General features: G+C 73.0%; 12 protein-coding genes, 1 pseudogene and 1 riboswitch. Of the genes and pseudogenes, 9 read left to right on the top strand and 4 right to left on the bottom strand.

The genetic code is table 11. From position 1 onward, the window contains the following. Window positions 1-44: 44 nt before the first annotated feature. A complete protein-coding gene (locus ACIPXB_RS35330) occupies window positions 45-662 on the bottom strand; it encodes a hypothetical protein (RefSeq protein WP_401456781.1) in 618 nt (205 codons plus the stop codon). Between the two features lie 242 nt (window positions 663-904). Here ACIPXB_RS35330 and ACIPXB_RS35325 point away from each other — a divergent pair, with 242 nt between their 5' ends. The 3 genes from ACIPXB_RS35325 (at window position 905) to ACIPXB_RS35315 (ending at window position 4,303) form a co-directional block, all read left to right on the top strand. Next, window positions 905-1,768: a bifunctional methylenetetrahydrofolate dehydrogenase/methenyltetrahydrofolate cyclohydrolase gene (locus ACIPXB_RS35325; protein WP_401456779.1), complete on the top strand. Its 864-nt coding sequence runs from the start codon at window positions 905-907 to the stop codon at window positions 1,766-1,768. After that, entirely contained in the window at window positions 1,758-3,023 is a 1,266-nt protein-coding gene (locus tag ACIPXB_RS35320; protein ID WP_401456776.1) for a DUF3017 domain-containing protein, read from the top strand. Before ACIPXB_RS35325 ends, ACIPXB_RS35320 begins: the two co-directional genes overlap by 11 nt. Before the next feature lie 290 nt (window positions 3,024-3,313). After that, a complete protein-coding gene (locus ACIPXB_RS35315) occupies window positions 3,314-4,303 on the top strand; it encodes a malate dehydrogenase (RefSeq protein ID WP_401456774.1) in 990 nt (329 codons plus the stop codon). Window positions 4,304-4,388: 85 nt separating this feature from the next. On the opposite strand, the gene ACIPXB_RS35310 is transcribed toward ACIPXB_RS35315, so the two are convergent. Next, complete coding sequence (locus tag ACIPXB_RS35310; RefSeq protein ID WP_401456772.1) at window positions 4,389-4,886, bottom strand: carboxymuconolactone decarboxylase family protein; 498 nt, start codon at window positions 4,884-4,886, stop codon at window positions 4,389-4,391. A gap of 46 nt (window positions 4,887-4,932) precedes the next feature. Between ACIPXB_RS35310 and ACIPXB_RS35305 the strand changes: the two genes are divergently transcribed. Next, entirely contained in the window at window positions 4,933-6,375 is a 1,443-nt protein-coding gene (locus tag ACIPXB_RS35305; protein ID WP_401456769.1) for a PLP-dependent aminotransferase family protein, read from the top strand. Between the two features lie 233 nt (window positions 6,376-6,608). On the opposite strand, the pseudogene ACIPXB_RS35300 reads toward ACIPXB_RS35305, so the two are convergent. Beyond that, window positions 6,609-6,965: pseudogene (locus ACIPXB_RS35300) on the bottom strand (hypothetical protein); the annotation flags it as partial. A 114-nt stretch (window positions 6,966-7,079) separates the two neighbouring features. Between ACIPXB_RS35300 and ACIPXB_RS35295 the strand changes: the two are divergent. Both ACIPXB_RS35295 and ACIPXB_RS35290 read left to right on the top strand, forming a co-directional pair. Continuing rightward, a complete protein-coding gene (locus ACIPXB_RS35295; protein WP_401456767.1) occupies window positions 7,080-7,379 on the top strand; it encodes a hypothetical protein in 300 nt (99 codons plus the stop codon). Window positions 7,380-7,495: 116 nt separating this feature from the next. Next, window positions 7,496-8,686, top strand: a complete 1,191-nt coding sequence (locus ACIPXB_RS35290) for a glutathionylspermidine synthase family protein (protein ID WP_401456766.1) — start codon at window positions 7,496-7,498, stop codon at window positions 8,684-8,686. A 54-nt stretch (window positions 8,687-8,740) separates the two neighbouring features. Here ACIPXB_RS35290 and rocD read toward each other — a convergent pair whose 3' ends face one another. Further along, complete coding sequence (gene rocD, locus ACIPXB_RS35285; RefSeq protein WP_401456830.1) at window positions 8,741-9,928, bottom strand: ornithine--oxo-acid transaminase; 1,188 nt, start codon at window positions 9,926-9,928, stop codon at window positions 8,741-8,743. 147 nt (window positions 9,929-10,075) lie between these two features. Continuing rightward, window positions 10,076-10,166, top strand: a riboswitch (ZMP/ZTP riboswitch). A 34-nt stretch (window positions 10,167-10,200) separates the two neighbouring features. Here rocD and glyA point away from each other — a divergent pair. From glyA to ACIPXB_RS35270, 3 genes are all read left to right on the top strand, one after another. Continuing rightward, entirely contained in the window at window positions 10,201-11,496 is a 1,296-nt protein-coding gene (gene glyA / locus ACIPXB_RS35280; protein WP_401456764.1) for a serine hydroxymethyltransferase, read from the top strand. A 238-nt stretch (window positions 11,497-11,734) separates the two neighbouring features. Then, window positions 11,735-12,748 (top strand): tryptophan--tRNA ligase, encoded by a 1,014-nt coding sequence (trpS, locus tag ACIPXB_RS35275; protein WP_401456763.1) that lies wholly within the window; start codon window positions 11,735-11,737, stop codon window positions 12,746-12,748. Window positions 12,749-12,875: 127 nt separating this feature from the next. Continuing rightward, window positions 12,876-13,472, top strand: a complete 597-nt coding sequence (locus ACIPXB_RS35270) for a 2'-5' RNA ligase family protein (protein ID WP_401456761.1) — start codon at window positions 12,876-12,878, stop codon at window positions 13,470-13,472. Window positions 13,473-13,581: the final 109 nt, after the last annotated feature.

The following is a 13,581-nucleotide window of genomic DNA, read 5'->3' as shown; positions in this document are numbered from 1 at the left end:
TTTCCGTACCCGTACGGAACGGTACGGGTACGGATCCGTGCGGATCAGTAGCGCGGGCGCTTGAACCAGGCGGTGGCGGCGCTGTTGACCATCGAGGCGAGGATGATGCCGCCGATGGCGAGGCCGACGATGGCGCCGACGATCGGGCCGCCACCGCCGCCCGCCGAGGAGTTGTTGACGGCGCTCAGGAAGTTGAGCAGGCTCAGCGCGATGAACAGCGCGGCGTAGACGATCGTCGTGACGCGCACGCCGTTGCCGCCGTTGGAGAACTTCACGCCCAGGGTGATGGCCCACGCCGCGAAGGCGAGCAGGATGAACACCAGGATGCCGCCGAGGCCGGCCAGCAGGTCCGCCTCGTCGCTCACGCTGGTGCCGGCGGCGGCGCCGCTGGCGGCCATCAGGACGATGCCGAAGATGACGCCGAAGAGGATCTGCAGACCCGCGACGATGAAGAGCAGCACACGGGCGGTCTTGATCAGGCCCGGCATGTCCATCGGGGCGACGGCGTAGCCGGCCGGGGCCGGGTAGCCGGGCGCGCCCTGCTGGGGGTAGCCGTAACCGGCCTGCGGCGGGATGCCCTGCGGGGCCTGCTGCGGGTAGCCGTACTGGGGCTGGCCCTGCGGCTGCTGCCCGTACGGGTTGTTCGGGTCGCCGAAGCTCATGGTGGGGTGTTCCTCCGTCAACGTGCGGGGACGCGCGGCCCGCGCGGAGGAACATCTCGATCTGCGGTCCGCCCCCCGGCACTGCCCGCGGCACTCTTTTCGGTCATCGTGGTCGTCCTGGCCCGTCCTTGTCCAGTCAAGGGGTGGAGGGGTGGTCACTTGTTGTGCAAGTGCAACCAACCGCTGTCGTCGTCGCGCGGCTTGACTGGAACCGGGGGCACCCGATCCGGGAGGATGGGGTCATGACTGCCCAGATTCTCGATGGCAAGGCCACCGCCGCCGCGATCAAGTCCGATCTGACCGTCCGCGTGGCGGCGCTCAAGGCGCGGGGTATCACCCCCGGCCTCGGCACCCTGCTGGTCGGGGACGATCCGGGCAGCCGCTGGTACGTGGGCGGCAAGCACAAGGACTGCGCCGAGGTCGGCATCGCCTCGATCCAGCGCGAACTGCCGGGGACGGCCACGCAGGAGGAGATCGAGGCGGTCGTACGGGAACTCAACGAGAACCCGGAGTGCACCGGCTACATCGTCCAACTTCCGCTCCCCAAGGGCATCGACACCAACCGGGTGCTGGAGCTGATGGATCCGGCCAAGGACGCGGACGGGCTGCACCCGATGTCGCTCGGCCGGCTGGTCCTGAACGAGCCCGGCCCGCTGCCGTGCACGCCGTACGGCATCGTCGAGCTGCTGCGCCACCACGGGGTGGAGATCAACGGCGCGCACGTCGTGGTGCTGGGCCGGGGCATCACGGTCGGTCGCTCGATCGGGCTGCTGCTGACGCGTAAGTCGGAGAACGCGACGGTGACGCTGTGCCACACCGGTACGCGTGACCTGCCGGGGGTGCTGCGGCGGGCGGACATCGTGGTCGCGGCGGCGGGCGTGCCGCACCTGGTCAAGGCCGACGACGTGAAGCCGGGGGCGGCGGTGCTGGACGTGGGCGTGAGCCGCGACGAGAACGGCAAGATCGTCGGCGATGTGCACCCGGGGGTCGCCGAGGTGGCGGGGTGGATCTCGCCGAACCCTGGCGGCGTGGGTCCCATGACGCGGGCGCAGCTGCTGGTGAACGTCGTCGAGGCGGCGGAACGGACCGTGTCCGGTGCGAACTGACCGTGAGGCGCGTGGCTCCGCCGGCGCGGACCGCCGCGAGTCCGCCGGTACGACCGGTACGACGGCTGCCGCCGAACGGCTGACCGGTGCCGCTCAGGGTGGCCCGGAGGCCCGCGGGGCCGGGGCCGGGGCGGACGGCGACGCGGGCCTGCCCGAGTCCCGTGCGGGCGGGGCCCGCGACCAGGGGCGGGCTGCCGGCGACGCCGAGGCGGCCGTCGGGGCGGGCGCGGGTGCGTCCGGTGCGTCTGCGTCCGGTGCGTCCGGTGAGTCTGCGTCCGGTGGATCGGGTGGGTCCGGTGCGTCCGAGGGTGCCCCTGGTGCCCCTGGTGCCCCTGGTGCCCGGGGCGGCCGGAAGAAGGACGGCGTCGGCCCCACCGCGAGCACCGCGGGCGGGCCGGAGGGCCGCGAGGTCGGGGCCGGCGATGACGTGGACGCGTCTGCGGCCGGTGCGGCCGGAGGCCGGGAAGGCGGCCCGGAGGCAGCGGGCGCCGGGCCCGCGGCGAGCGGCGCGGACGGCCCGGAGGACCGCGACGCCGCGGCGGACGGTGGCGTGACCGGGTCCTCCGCCGACGGTGGTGAAGAGGCGGCCGTGAACGGTGGCGTGGCCGGGTCCTCCGGTGACGGTGGCGACGGGTCCTCCACGGACGCTGGTGAAGAGGCGGCCGCGGACAGTGGCACCGCCGGGTCCTCCGCGGACGGTGGCGCGGCCGGGTCCTCCGCGGACGGTGGCGAAGGGGCTGCCGGGATCGGTGGCGCCGCCGGGTCCTCCGCGGACGGTGGCGCGGCCGGGTCCTCCGTGGACGGTGGCGCGGCCGGGTCCTCCCCGGACGGTGGCGTGGGTGCCGCCGCAGACGGGCGGCCGGTGACGCGGGCCTCACGGCGGTTTCCGTCCGTCACGCGGGACACCGCTCGGCCCGAGGGCGGAGGGCGGGCGGCGCCCGGGGACGCGCCCGCGCCCGCGCGCCAGTGGCCCATGCTCAGCGTGCTGGCCGCCACGGCCGCCGGACTGCTCACGACCGCGCTGGGTTTCGTACGCGCCGGCTGTCTGGTCATCGGGATCGCGCTGATCGCCGCCGCCGTGATGCGGCGCGTCCTGCCGTCCGTCGGGATGCTCGCGGTGCGTTCGCGCTTCACCGACCTCCTCACCTACGGCGTGCTCGGCGTCGCCATCACCCTGCTCGCCCTGGTCGCGGAGCCCGGTCCGTGGCTGAGGCTCCCGTTCGTGGAGTCCACCGTGCGGTTCATCTTCCGCTGACCCCGCCGGGCGCCGGCGGGCGGCACGTGGCGGGACCGGTACCGCCACGTGCCGCCCGCGTCCCCGTACGGCACGCCGATCGAGGGGTTCCCGACCAGCCGGGAACGTCGCCTCGCGACGCGACCCCCGCGGGGGCCACGGCCCAAGGTGACGGCCCTCGTTCGCCTTCGAACGGACGGCGCCGTGTGCGACGCACCACAGGGACCCGGGGATTGGGCCGGGTCCCCGTCGGATAGCCTGCGCACACGGGGCAGCGACGCCCCACCGCCAGCTGTCTAACGGAGAAGGCCATGACCCGCACTCCCGTGAATGTCACCGTCACCGGCGCCGCCGGCCAGATCGGCTACGCGCTGCTCTTCCGTATCGCGTCCGGCCACCTGCTCGGCGCGGACGTGCCGGTCAAGCTCCGTCTCCTGGAGATCCCCCAGGGCATGAAGGCCGCCGAGGGCACCGCCATGGAGCTCGACGACTGCGCCTTCCCGCTGCTCAAGGGCATCGACATCTTCGACGACCCGAACCAGGGCTTCGAGGGTGCCAACGTCGCGCTGCTCGTCGGCGCCCGCCCGCGCACCAAGGGCATGGAGCGCGGTGACCTGCTCTCCGCCAACGGCGGCATCTTCAAGCCGCAGGGCGCCGCGATCAACGCGCACGCCGCGGACGACATCAAGGTCCTGGTCGTGGGCAACCCGGCCAACACCAACGCGCTCATCGCGCAGGCCGCCGCCCCGGACGTACCGGCCGAGCGCTTCACCGCGATGACCCGCCTGGACCACAACCGCGCGATCTCGCAGCTGGCCGCCAAGACCGGTGCCGCCGTCTCCGACATCAAGCGCCTGACGATCTGGGGCAACCACTCGGCGACCCAGTACCCGGACATCTTCCACGCGGAGATCGCCGGCAAGAACGCCGCCGAGGTCGTGAACGACCAGGCCTGGCTCGCCGACGACTTCATCCCGACCGTCGCCAAGCGCGGCGCGGCGATCATCGAGGCCCGTGGCGCGTCCTCGGCCGCCTCCGCCGCCAACGCCGCCATCGACCACGTCCACACCTGGGTCAACGGCACCGCCGAGGGCGACTGGACCTCCATGGGCATCCCGTCGGACGGCTCCTACGGCGTCCCCGAGGGCCTCATCTCGTCCTTCCCGGTCGTCTGCAAGGACGGCACGTACGAGATCGTCCAGGGCCTGGACATCAACGAGTTCTCCCGTGCGCGCATCGACGCGTCGGTCGCGGAGCTCGCGGAGGAGCGCGACGCGGTGCGCGAGCTCGGCCTGATCTGACCCGCCCGCGCGGGTAACCGTGCAAGGCAACCGGAACGCCCCGGCCGTCATCGGCCGGGGTGTTCCGGTGTTCCCGACCAGGAGGCTACGAGGTCTTGTACATGCCCGGCGTGTAGTGGCCCGGGACCATGCGGGTGGTGACGCCGAAGCGGTTCCAGACGTTGATGGTCGCGATCACCGAGATGAGCTGCGCGAGCTCCTTCTCCTCGAAGTGCTTCGCGGCCTTCTCGTAGACCTCGTCGGGGACGAAGCCGTCGGTCAGGACGGTGACGGCCTCGGTCAGTTCGATCGCGGCGAGCTCCTTCTCGGTGTAGAAGTGCCGCGACTCCTCCCAGGTGCCGAGCAGCACGATGCGCTCGACGCTCTCGCCCGCCGCGAGGGCGTCCTTGGTGTGCATGTCGAGACAGAACGCGCAGTGGTTGAGCTGCGAGGCGCGGATCTTGACGAGCTCGACGAGCGTGGGGTCCAGGCCCTTGCGGGAGGCGATCTCCAGGGCGAGGACGGCCTTGTACACCTCCGGTGCGAGCTTGGCCAGCTGCATGCGGGGTGTGTGCTCGTGAGCGTGTTCCTGGTTCGTGGTCATGCACCCAGGCTAGGAAGGAAACGTCCCGACGATATGGTCCATATCCATGACGCAATCGTGGGCCACTTTCGGGGCTGACCTGCATCTGGAACCGGTCGCGGGGCGTGGCCTGCGGGCCGGCCTCGCCGAGGCGCTGCGCGAGGCCGCGCGCAGCGGCCGGCTGGCGCCGGGGACCCGGCTGCCGAGCTCGCGCACGCTGGCGGCGGACCTGGGGATCGCGCGGAACACGGTCGCCGAGGCGTACGGCGAGCTGGTCGCCGAGGGGTGGCTGACGGCCCGCCAGGGGTCCGGTACGAGGGTCGCGGAACGGGCGCGTCCGCGCAAGGGCGCCGGGGGCGCGGGGGGTGCCGGGGGCGCCAGGGGTGGTGTGGGTGCCGGGCAGCAGGCCGTACGGCGGCCGGCCGTGCGCCGGGGCCCCACGTACAGCCTGATGCCCGGCTCGCCCGACCTGGCCGGCTTCCCCCGGACGGCCTGGCTGTCGGCGGCCCGGCGGGCGCTGCTGGACGCGCCGAACGAGGCGTTCGGGTACGGCGACCCGCGGGGCCGTGTCGAACTGCGGGAGGCCCTGGCCGGGTACCTGGCGCGGGCCCGTGGCGTGGCGGCGGACCCGGAGCGGATCGTGCTGACGTCCGGGTTCGCGCACGGGCTGATGCTGGTCGGGCGGATGCTGAGGGCGCGGCGGGTGCGGGAGCTGGCGGTGGAGGCGTACGCGGTCCACGTGCACCGCCGGCTGCTGGCGCAGGTGGGGCTGCGGACGGTGCCGGTCGGACTCGACGCGGCGGGCGCGCGGACGCAGGACCTGGCGGGGATGCCGGCGGGCGCGGTGCTGCTGACGCCGGCGCACCAGTTCCCGACGGGCGTCGCGCTGACGCCGGAGCGGCGGGCGGCGGCGGTGGACTGGGCGCGGACGTCGGGGGGCGTGATCCTGGAGGACGACTACGACGGGGAGTTCCGCTACGACCGGCAGCCGGTGGGCGCGCTGCAGGGTCTGGACCCGGACCGGGTGCTGTACCTCGGTACGGCGAGCAAGTCCCTGGCGCCGGGGCTGCGGATGGGGTGGATGGTGGTGCCGCCGGGGCTGCTGGACGCGGTCATGGCGGCCAAGGGGCGGGCGGACTGGACGTCGAGCGCCCTGGACCAGCTGACGCTGGCCGAGTTCTTGCGGTCGGGGGCGTACGACCGGCACGTGCGGAGCATGCGGCTGCGGTACCGGCGGCGCCGCGACCAGCTGGTCGCGGCCCTGGAGGGCCGGGTCCGGGTGTCGGGCATCGCGGCCGGGCTGCACGCGGTCCTCGACCTGCCGCCGGGTACGGAGCGGTCGGTGGTGCAGTCGGCGGCGTGGCACGACCTGGCGCTGGAGGGCCTGTCGCTGTTCCGCCACCCGGACGCCGAGCTGCCGGCGCGGGATGCGGTGGTGGTGGGGTACGCGACGCCGCCGGACAGCGCCTGGACCCCGACGCTGGCCGCCCTGACGGCCACCCTTCCGTAGGCCCGCCTGGCGACTCAGGCCGGGGCCACCTGGCCCCGGTCCCCGCGCCTCAAACGCCCAGGGTGCCCGGCGGCGGTGGATTCAGCCTGCGCGGCGTTTTGAGCGCACCGGGCGCGCAGCGCGCGGGTGGGGTCTGGGGCGGAGCCCCGGTTTCGGGAAGGGGCGGGGTGGGGGAGGAGCCCCGCGCAGCGGCTCGACCCCGTCAACGCGGCGCCGCGGTCGAGCAGCAGGAACCCCGAGGACAGCCCCAGCAGCGCCAGGCCCAGGCACAGGACGCCCACCGCCCCCCACTCGGCCGCCGACAGCCGTACCCGCAGCAGCCGCGCCGCGACCACTGCCGTCACCGCGAGGCTGCCCGCCAGCGCCGCGCTCACCGCGTAGATCGGGATCGACCGCAGCGCCACGATCTGGAGCACGAACCCGACCCCGTCGAGCACCAGACCGAGCAGATACCGCCACTGCCGTGCCGCGCGCCACAGCAGTCCGGGGTCCACCCCGGACCCGGTCCCCGGCTCCGCCGCCCGTGTCGCCACCGCCTGCAGTACGGACGCCGTACCGGAGCAGACCGCCGCACCGAGCGCGCAGATCATCCCAAGCAGCACAAAAGGACTCCAGGGGAAGGCCGGGGCGGGCGGCCGGATTCCATCCCTCCCCTCCACGCCTCTAGTCTGTCCGGCAGCACGCCACAAGGGGGAGCCTCGGACATGGACAGCAGCAGTACCACCAGCAAACGCCGCATGCGCTCCGGCACGGTCGCCCTCGGCGGCATGGGCCTGCTCGCCGCCAGCCTCGTCGCCTGCGGCAGCAGCAACGAGCCGGACCGGCGCTGCGCCGACCGCGTCACGCTCGACCAGTACTCCATGAAGGAGTGCAAGAAGGGCGGCCGCGGCTCGCACTACTACGGCGGCTACGTCAGCGCCGGCAAGGTCACCGGCGGCAGTTTTGACAAGGACGCCGTCAAGCGCGGCGGCCTCGGCGGCGGCTCGTCCTCCTCCGGCGGCTGAGGCCTGGGGGGAGGTCAGGGGCGGGACGGGCCCGGGCCCACGGGCCACGGGCCCATGCCAGGCGCCGGCGGCGGTATCCGCCGCGGCACGAGTACGGACGGATCGGCATCGGCATCATGCAGCGGCACACCATCGAACCGCGCCCCGACTGGCAGCGGACCGTCGAGGAGCAGGGGCTCATCTACCCCCTCACCCGTTACCCCGACGACTCCCTGCGCCCGTACTGGGACGAGAGCGCGTACTACTCCTTCACGCTGCCCGAGGTCGAGGCGCTGGAGGAGGTCGTGGAGGAGCTGCACGCGATGTGCCTGGCCGCGGCCGAGCACATCGTCTCTCAGGACCGGTTCGCCGACCTCGGGATCACCGACCCCCGTCTGAAGGAGGTCGTCGCCGAGTCCTGGCGGCGCCGCGCCGAGCAGCCCTCCCTCTACGCCCGCTTCGACCTGCGCTACGACGGCACCGGCCCGGCCAAGATGCTGGAGTACAACGCCGACACGCCCACCTCCCTCGTGGAGGCGGCCAGCCCGCAGTGGTTCTGGATGGAGGAGTGCTTCCCCGGCGCCGACCAGTGGAACTCCCTCCACGAGCGGCTCGTCGACGCCTGGCGCCGCCAGGCCGAGCTGCTGCCGCCCGGCCCGGTGCACTTCGCGCACTCCGAGGCCGACGAGCTCGGCGAGGACCTGATGACGGTCGCGTACCTCCAGGAGACCGCCGAGCAGGCCGGTCTGGAGACCGAGGCGCTGGCCGTCGAGAAGATCGGCTGGGACCGGCTGTCCGGCCGCTTCGTCGACGAGCGGCTCCGGTTCATCCGCAGCTGCTTCAAGCTCTACCCGTGGGAGTGGCTGGCCACGGACGAGTTCGGCCCCCAGGTCCTCGACACCATCGACCAGGGCGGCGGCACCGGCACCACCTGCTGGATCGAGCCCGCCTGGAAGATGCTGCTGTCCAACAAGGCGCTGCTGGCGATCCTCTGGGAGCTCTTCCCGGACCACCCGAACCTGCTGCCCGCCTACCTCGACGGGCCGCGCGAACTCGCCACCACCACCGGGTACGTCGCCAAGCCCCTCCTGGGCCGCGAGGGCGCCGGGGTGACCCTGCACGAGGCGGGCGGGGCGCCGTACGTGCGCGCCGACGGCGACGGGCCGGTCTGCTTCCAGGGCCTGGCCCCGCTGCCCGACTTCGACGGCAACCGGGTGGTGCTCGGTGCGTGGGTCGTCGAGGACGAGGCGGCGGGGCTCGGCATCCGCGAATCGGCGGGGCCGGTCACGGACGAGTACGCCCGCTTCCTGCCCCACGTCATCCTGTAACCGGCTGCAAGAGGGGCCTTCCGGGGCGTTCCGGCCCGGCTGCCCGGCGTACCGCTACTCCGCCGCCAGGACCGCCCGGAGCTGCTCCAGGCCCCAGTCCAGGTCCTCCTTGGTGATCACCAGTGGCGGCGCGATGCGGATGGTGGAGCCGTGGGTGTCCTTCACCAGGACCCCGCGTTCCATCAGCTTCTCGGAGATCTCCCGGCCCGTGCCGTGCGACGGGTCGATGTCCACGCCGGCCCACAGCCCGCGCCCGCGTACGGCCGTCACCGCGCCCCCGCCCACCAGCAGCCCCAGCTCCTGGTGCAGGTGGTCGCCGAGTTCGGCGGCCCGCGCCTGGTACTCGCCGCCGCGCAGCATCGCGATGACCTCCAGGGCGACCGCGCAGGCCAGCGGGTTGCCGCCGAAGGTGGAGCCGTGCTCGCCGGGCCGGAACACACCGAGGACGTCGCGGTCGGCGACGACGGCGGAGACGGGCACCACACCGCCGCCCAGCGCCTTGCCGAGGATGTAGACGTCGGGCACCACGTCCTCGTGGTCGCACGCGAAGGTCCGGCCGGTGCGGCCGAGCCCGGACTGGATCTCGTCGGCCATGAACAGCACGTTCCGCGCGCGCGTCAGCTCGCGTACGCCGCCGAGGTATCCGGCGGGCGGCACCAGGACGCCGGCCTCGCCCTGGATCGGCTCCAGCAGCACGGCCACGGTGTTCGCGGTGACCGCGGCCTCCAGCGCCGTCAGGTCGCCGTACGGGACGATCTCGAACCCGGGGGTGTAGGGACCGTAGTGGTCGCGCGCCTCGTGATCGGTGGAGAAGGAGACGATGGTCGTGGTGCGGCCGTGGAAGTTGTTCGCCGCCACGACGATCTTGGCCTGTCCGTCGGGGACGCCCTTGACCTCGTACCCCCACTTGCGGGCGGTCTTGATGGCCGTCTCGACCGCCTCCGCACCGGTGTTCATCGGCAGCACCATCTCCTTGCCGCACAGCGCGGCCAGCTCCGCGCAGAAGGCGGCGAAGCGGTCGTGGTGGAAGGCGCGGGAGGTCAGCGTGACGCGTTCCAGCTGCGCTCTGGCGGCGTCGATCAGGCGGCGGTTGCCGTGGCCGAAGTTGAGGGCCGAGTAGCCGGCGAGCATGTCGAGGTAGCGCTTGCCCGACACGTCCGTCATCCACGCGCCCTCGGCGGTGGCGACGACGACGGGCAGCGGGTGGTAGTTGTGCGCGCTGTGGGCGTCCGCGGCGCGCATGGCGTCCGCTGTGGTGTGCGTGGTGGTCGACACGGGATCTCCGTTTCGTCGGTCCTGGCCAGTGAGTGACGAGGGTGACGTCACTTCTATCGTCGCTCGGATACCGGACGCGGAAACCTTCCCCGTGACGCGGCCGCTAAGGTGTCCGGTACGCACGGCGACTGGCGTACGGGGAACCAACTCCGGGGGAGTCGTGCGCGCATGTCCGCACACAGGGCCGCTCGCCTGGGCCTCGCGGGGTACGAAACGACATCGACCCCGGAGGAGCCGCCATGAGCGCGTCCCCGTCCTTCCCGTCCACGGCCGCGTCCCCGTCCGCGCGCCATCGCGCGCTCGCCGCCACCGACCCGGCGCTCGCCGGGCTGGTCGCCGCCGAGGAGGCCCTGCAGGCGGAGACCCTGCGGCTGATCCCCAGCGAGAACTACGTCTCGGCGGCCGTGCTGGAGGCCTCCGGCACCGTCCTGCAGAACAAGTACAGCGAGGGCTACCCGGGCCGCCGCTACTACGAGGGCCAGCAGAACATCGACCAGGTCGAGGCCCTCGCCGTCGCCCGCGCGAAGGCCGTCTTCGGCGTCGACCACGCCAACGTCCAGCCCTACTCCGGCTCCCCGGCCAACCTCGCCGTCTACCTGGCCTTCGCGAAGCCCGGCGACACGGTGATGGGCATGGCCCTGCCGATGGGCGGCCACCTCACGCACGGCTGGGGCGTCTCGGCGACCGGCTCGTGGTTCCGGGGCGTGCAGTACGGCGTCCGCGCCGACACCGGCCTGATCGACTACGACGCGGTGCGCGACCTCGCGCTGGCCGAGCGGCCGAAGCTGATCTTCTGCGGCGGTACGGCGCTGCCGCGCACGATCGACTTCGAGGCCTTCGCCGCGATCGCCGAGGAGGCCGGATCGGTCCTCGTCGCGGACGTCGCGCACATCGCGGGCCTGATCGCGGGCGGCGCGCACCCCTCGCCGGTGCCGCACGTGGACGTGGTCTCCACGACCACGCACAAGACGCTGCGGGGGCCGCGCGGCGCGATGCTGATGTGCCGCGAGGAGCACGCCAAGGCCATCGACAAGGCGGTCTTCCCGGGCCTGCAGGGCGGCCCGCACAACCAGACGACGGCCGGCATCGCGGTGGCGCTGCACGAAGCCGCGCAGCCGTCGTTCGCGGCGTACGCGCACGCGGTCGTCGCCAACGCCGGGGCGCTGGCCGAGGCGCTGCTGGAGCGCGGCTTCGACCTGGTGTCGGGCGGCACCGACAACCACCTGATCCTGATCGACCTGACGGGGAAGGACGTGCCGGGGAAGGTGGCGGCCAAGGCGCTGGACCGGGCGGGCATCGTGGTGAACTACAACACGGTGCCGTTCGACCCGCGCAAGCCCTTCGACCCCTCGGGGATCCGGATCGGCACGCCGTCGCTGACGTCGCGGGGGCTGGGCACCGGCGACATGCCGGTGGTGGCGGACTGGATCGCGCGGGCGGTGGCGGCCACGGGTGACGAGGACGCGCTGGCCGGGATCCGCAAGGAGGTCGCGGCCCTGATGGCCGAGCACCCGGCCCCGGGCCTGCCGGCCTGACCTCCGCCCGGACGCCGGGGGACGGCGTGCGGGGCTCGACCCCCGCACACCATCCCCCGGCGCGGCCGCACGGGTGCGCTCGCCGGTCGGTCGCTCGGCCGGGGTGGGATCCGGACGCCGGGCTACCGGGCGGTATGCCGGTGGGTGCCGGGGTCCGGGGTCCGGGGGCGGCGACAAGCTGATCGCTTCCGGCCAGCGCATGCCGAACTCACCCCGGCGTACCTGCGAGAATGGGCCCATGGCCTTCGACCGTCCGCGCGCGCTCTCCGGTATCCAGCCCACCTCGGGTTCGTTCCACCTCGGGAACTACCTCGGTGCCATCCGCCAGTACGTCGCCCTGCAGGAATCCCACGACGCCTTCTACATGGTCGTCGACCTGCACGCGATCACCATGCCCCAGGACCCCGCAGCCCTCCGCGAGAACACCCGGTACTCCGTGGCGCAGCTGCTGGCGGCCGGGCTCGACCCGGAGCGGTGCACGCTCTTCGTCCAGAGCCACGTCCCCGAGCACGCGCAGCTCGGCTGGGTCATGAACTGCATCACCGGTTTCGGTGAGGCCAGCCGGATGACCCAGTTCAAGGACAAGTCCGCCAAGGGCGGCGTCAACAACGCCACCGTCGGCCTCTTCACGTACCCGATCCTCCAGGTCGCCGACATCCTGCTCTACCAGGCGAACGCGGTCCCGGTCGGCGAGGACCAGCGCCAGCACATCGAGCTGACCCGCGACCTGGCCGAGCGCTTCAACCAGCGCTTCGGGCAGACCTTCACCATCCCGGCCGCCCACATCGTCAAGGAGGTCGCGAAGATCTACGACCTCCAGGACCCGATGGCCAAGATGTCGAAGTCGGCCGTCAGTCCCAAGGGCCTGGTCAACCTGCTCGACGAGCCCAAGGTCACCGAGAAGAAGATCAAGAGCGCGGTCACCGACACCGAGGCCGAGATCCGCTTCGACGCCGAGAAGAAGCCCGGCGTGAGCAACCTCCTCACGATCTACTCGACCCTGACCGGCGAGACGATCGCCGAGCTGGAGGAGAAGTACCAGGGCAAGGGGTACGGCGCGCTCAAGACGGACCTCGCCGGCGTCGTCGTCGACTTCGTCACACCCTTCCGCCGCCGTACCCAGGAGTACCTCGACGACCCCGAGACGCTGGACTCGGTGCTGGCCAAGGGCGCGGAGAAGGCCCGTGCCGTGGCCGCCGAGACCCTCGCGCAGACGTACGACCGGCTCGGATTCCTGCCCGCGAAGCACTGAGCGCGCGCCGGGCGGACACCGGCCGGGGCGGACGAGACATGCGCCACTGGCCGACAGGGGGGTGCTGGCCCCACACTGGGGGCTGCGGCACCGCCGCACAGCCGATCCACAGACCGAGGAGACATACGTGGGGACTGGGACCGTAACGCTCGGCGTTTCGATCGCGGTCCCGGAGCCGTACGGCAGCCAGCTCCAGCAGCTGCGCGCCGGCTTCGGGGACGCCGCCGCGTACGGCATCCCCACGCATGTCACCCTGGTCCCGCCCACCGAGGCGGAGACCTGCCGGCTCCCGGCGATCCGGGCCCACCTGGACCGGGTCGCGGCCGGCTTCCGGTCGTTCCCGATGCGGCTGGCCGGCACCGGCACCTTCCGCCCGGTCTCGCCGGTGGTGTTCGTCAAGGTCGCCGAGGGCGGCGCGGGCTGCACCCGGCTGCAGGGCGAGGTCCGCGACCCCGCCGGGCCGCTCGGCCGCGAGCTGGCCTTCCCGTACCACCCGCACGTCACCGTCGCCCACGGGATCTCCGACGAGGCGATGGACGTCGCGTACGCCTCCCTGGCCGACTACGGGGCCGAGTGGATCTGTGACGGCTTCGCGCTCTACGAGCAGGGCTCGGACGGCGTCTGGCGCAAGCTGCGCGAGTACCCGTTCGGGCACGGCGGCGCGGCCGCCGTGCCCTCGCAGGCGTGCTCCCCGGTCGACGAGACCGCCGTACGCCGCTCCTGACGGAGCGGGCGCACGGCGTGCACGGCCAGGAAGCGGAGCCTGCGCAGGACCAGGTCACGAAAAGTCACAGTGGACGACCGTAGCGCCCAAAGCGGGCAATCCTGGCTAT

The organism is Streptomyces sp. NPDC090022 (assembly GCF_044748145.1).
GTDB lineage: Bacteria > Actinomycetota > Actinomycetes > Streptomycetales > Streptomycetaceae > Streptomyces.
The sequence above is the reverse complement of the archived record's forward strand: the minus strand, read 5'-3'. Positions and strand labels throughout refer to the sequence as shown.

Excerpts from the sequence above, each read along its gene's own strand:
- ACIPXB_RS35330 (WP_401456781.1), bottom strand. The coding sequence starts at position 662 with ATGAGCTTCGGCGACCCGAACAACCCGTACGGGCAGCAGCCGCAGGGC.
- ACIPXB_RS35325 (WP_401456779.1), top strand. The coding sequence starts at position 905 with ATGACTGCCCAGATTCTCGATGGCAAGGCCACCGCCGCCGCGATCAAG.
- ACIPXB_RS35315 (WP_401456774.1), top strand. The coding sequence starts at position 3,314 with ATGACCCGCACTCCCGTGAATGTCACCGTCACCGGCGCCGCCGGCCAG.
- ACIPXB_RS35310 (WP_401456772.1), bottom strand. The coding sequence starts at position 4,886 with ATGACCACGAACCAGGAACACGCTCACGAGCACACACCCCGCATGCAG.
- ACIPXB_RS35305 (WP_401456769.1), top strand. The coding sequence starts at position 4,933 with ATGACGCAATCGTGGGCCACTTTCGGGGCTGACCTGCATCTGGAACCG.
- ACIPXB_RS35295 (WP_401456767.1), top strand. The coding sequence starts at position 7,080 with ATGGACAGCAGCAGTACCACCAGCAAACGCCGCATGCGCTCCGGCACG.
- ACIPXB_RS35290 (WP_401456766.1), top strand. The coding sequence starts at position 7,496 with ATGCAGCGGCACACCATCGAACCGCGCCCCGACTGGCAGCGGACCGTC.
- rocD (WP_401456830.1), bottom strand. The coding sequence starts at position 9,928 with ATGCGCGCCGCGGACGCCCACAGCGCGCACAACTACCACCCGCTGCCC.
- glyA (WP_401456764.1), top strand. The coding sequence starts at position 10,201 with ATGAGCGCGTCCCCGTCCTTCCCGTCCACGGCCGCGTCCCCGTCCGCG.
- trpS (WP_401456763.1), top strand. The coding sequence starts at position 11,735 with ATGGCCTTCGACCGTCCGCGCGCGCTCTCCGGTATCCAGCCCACCTCG.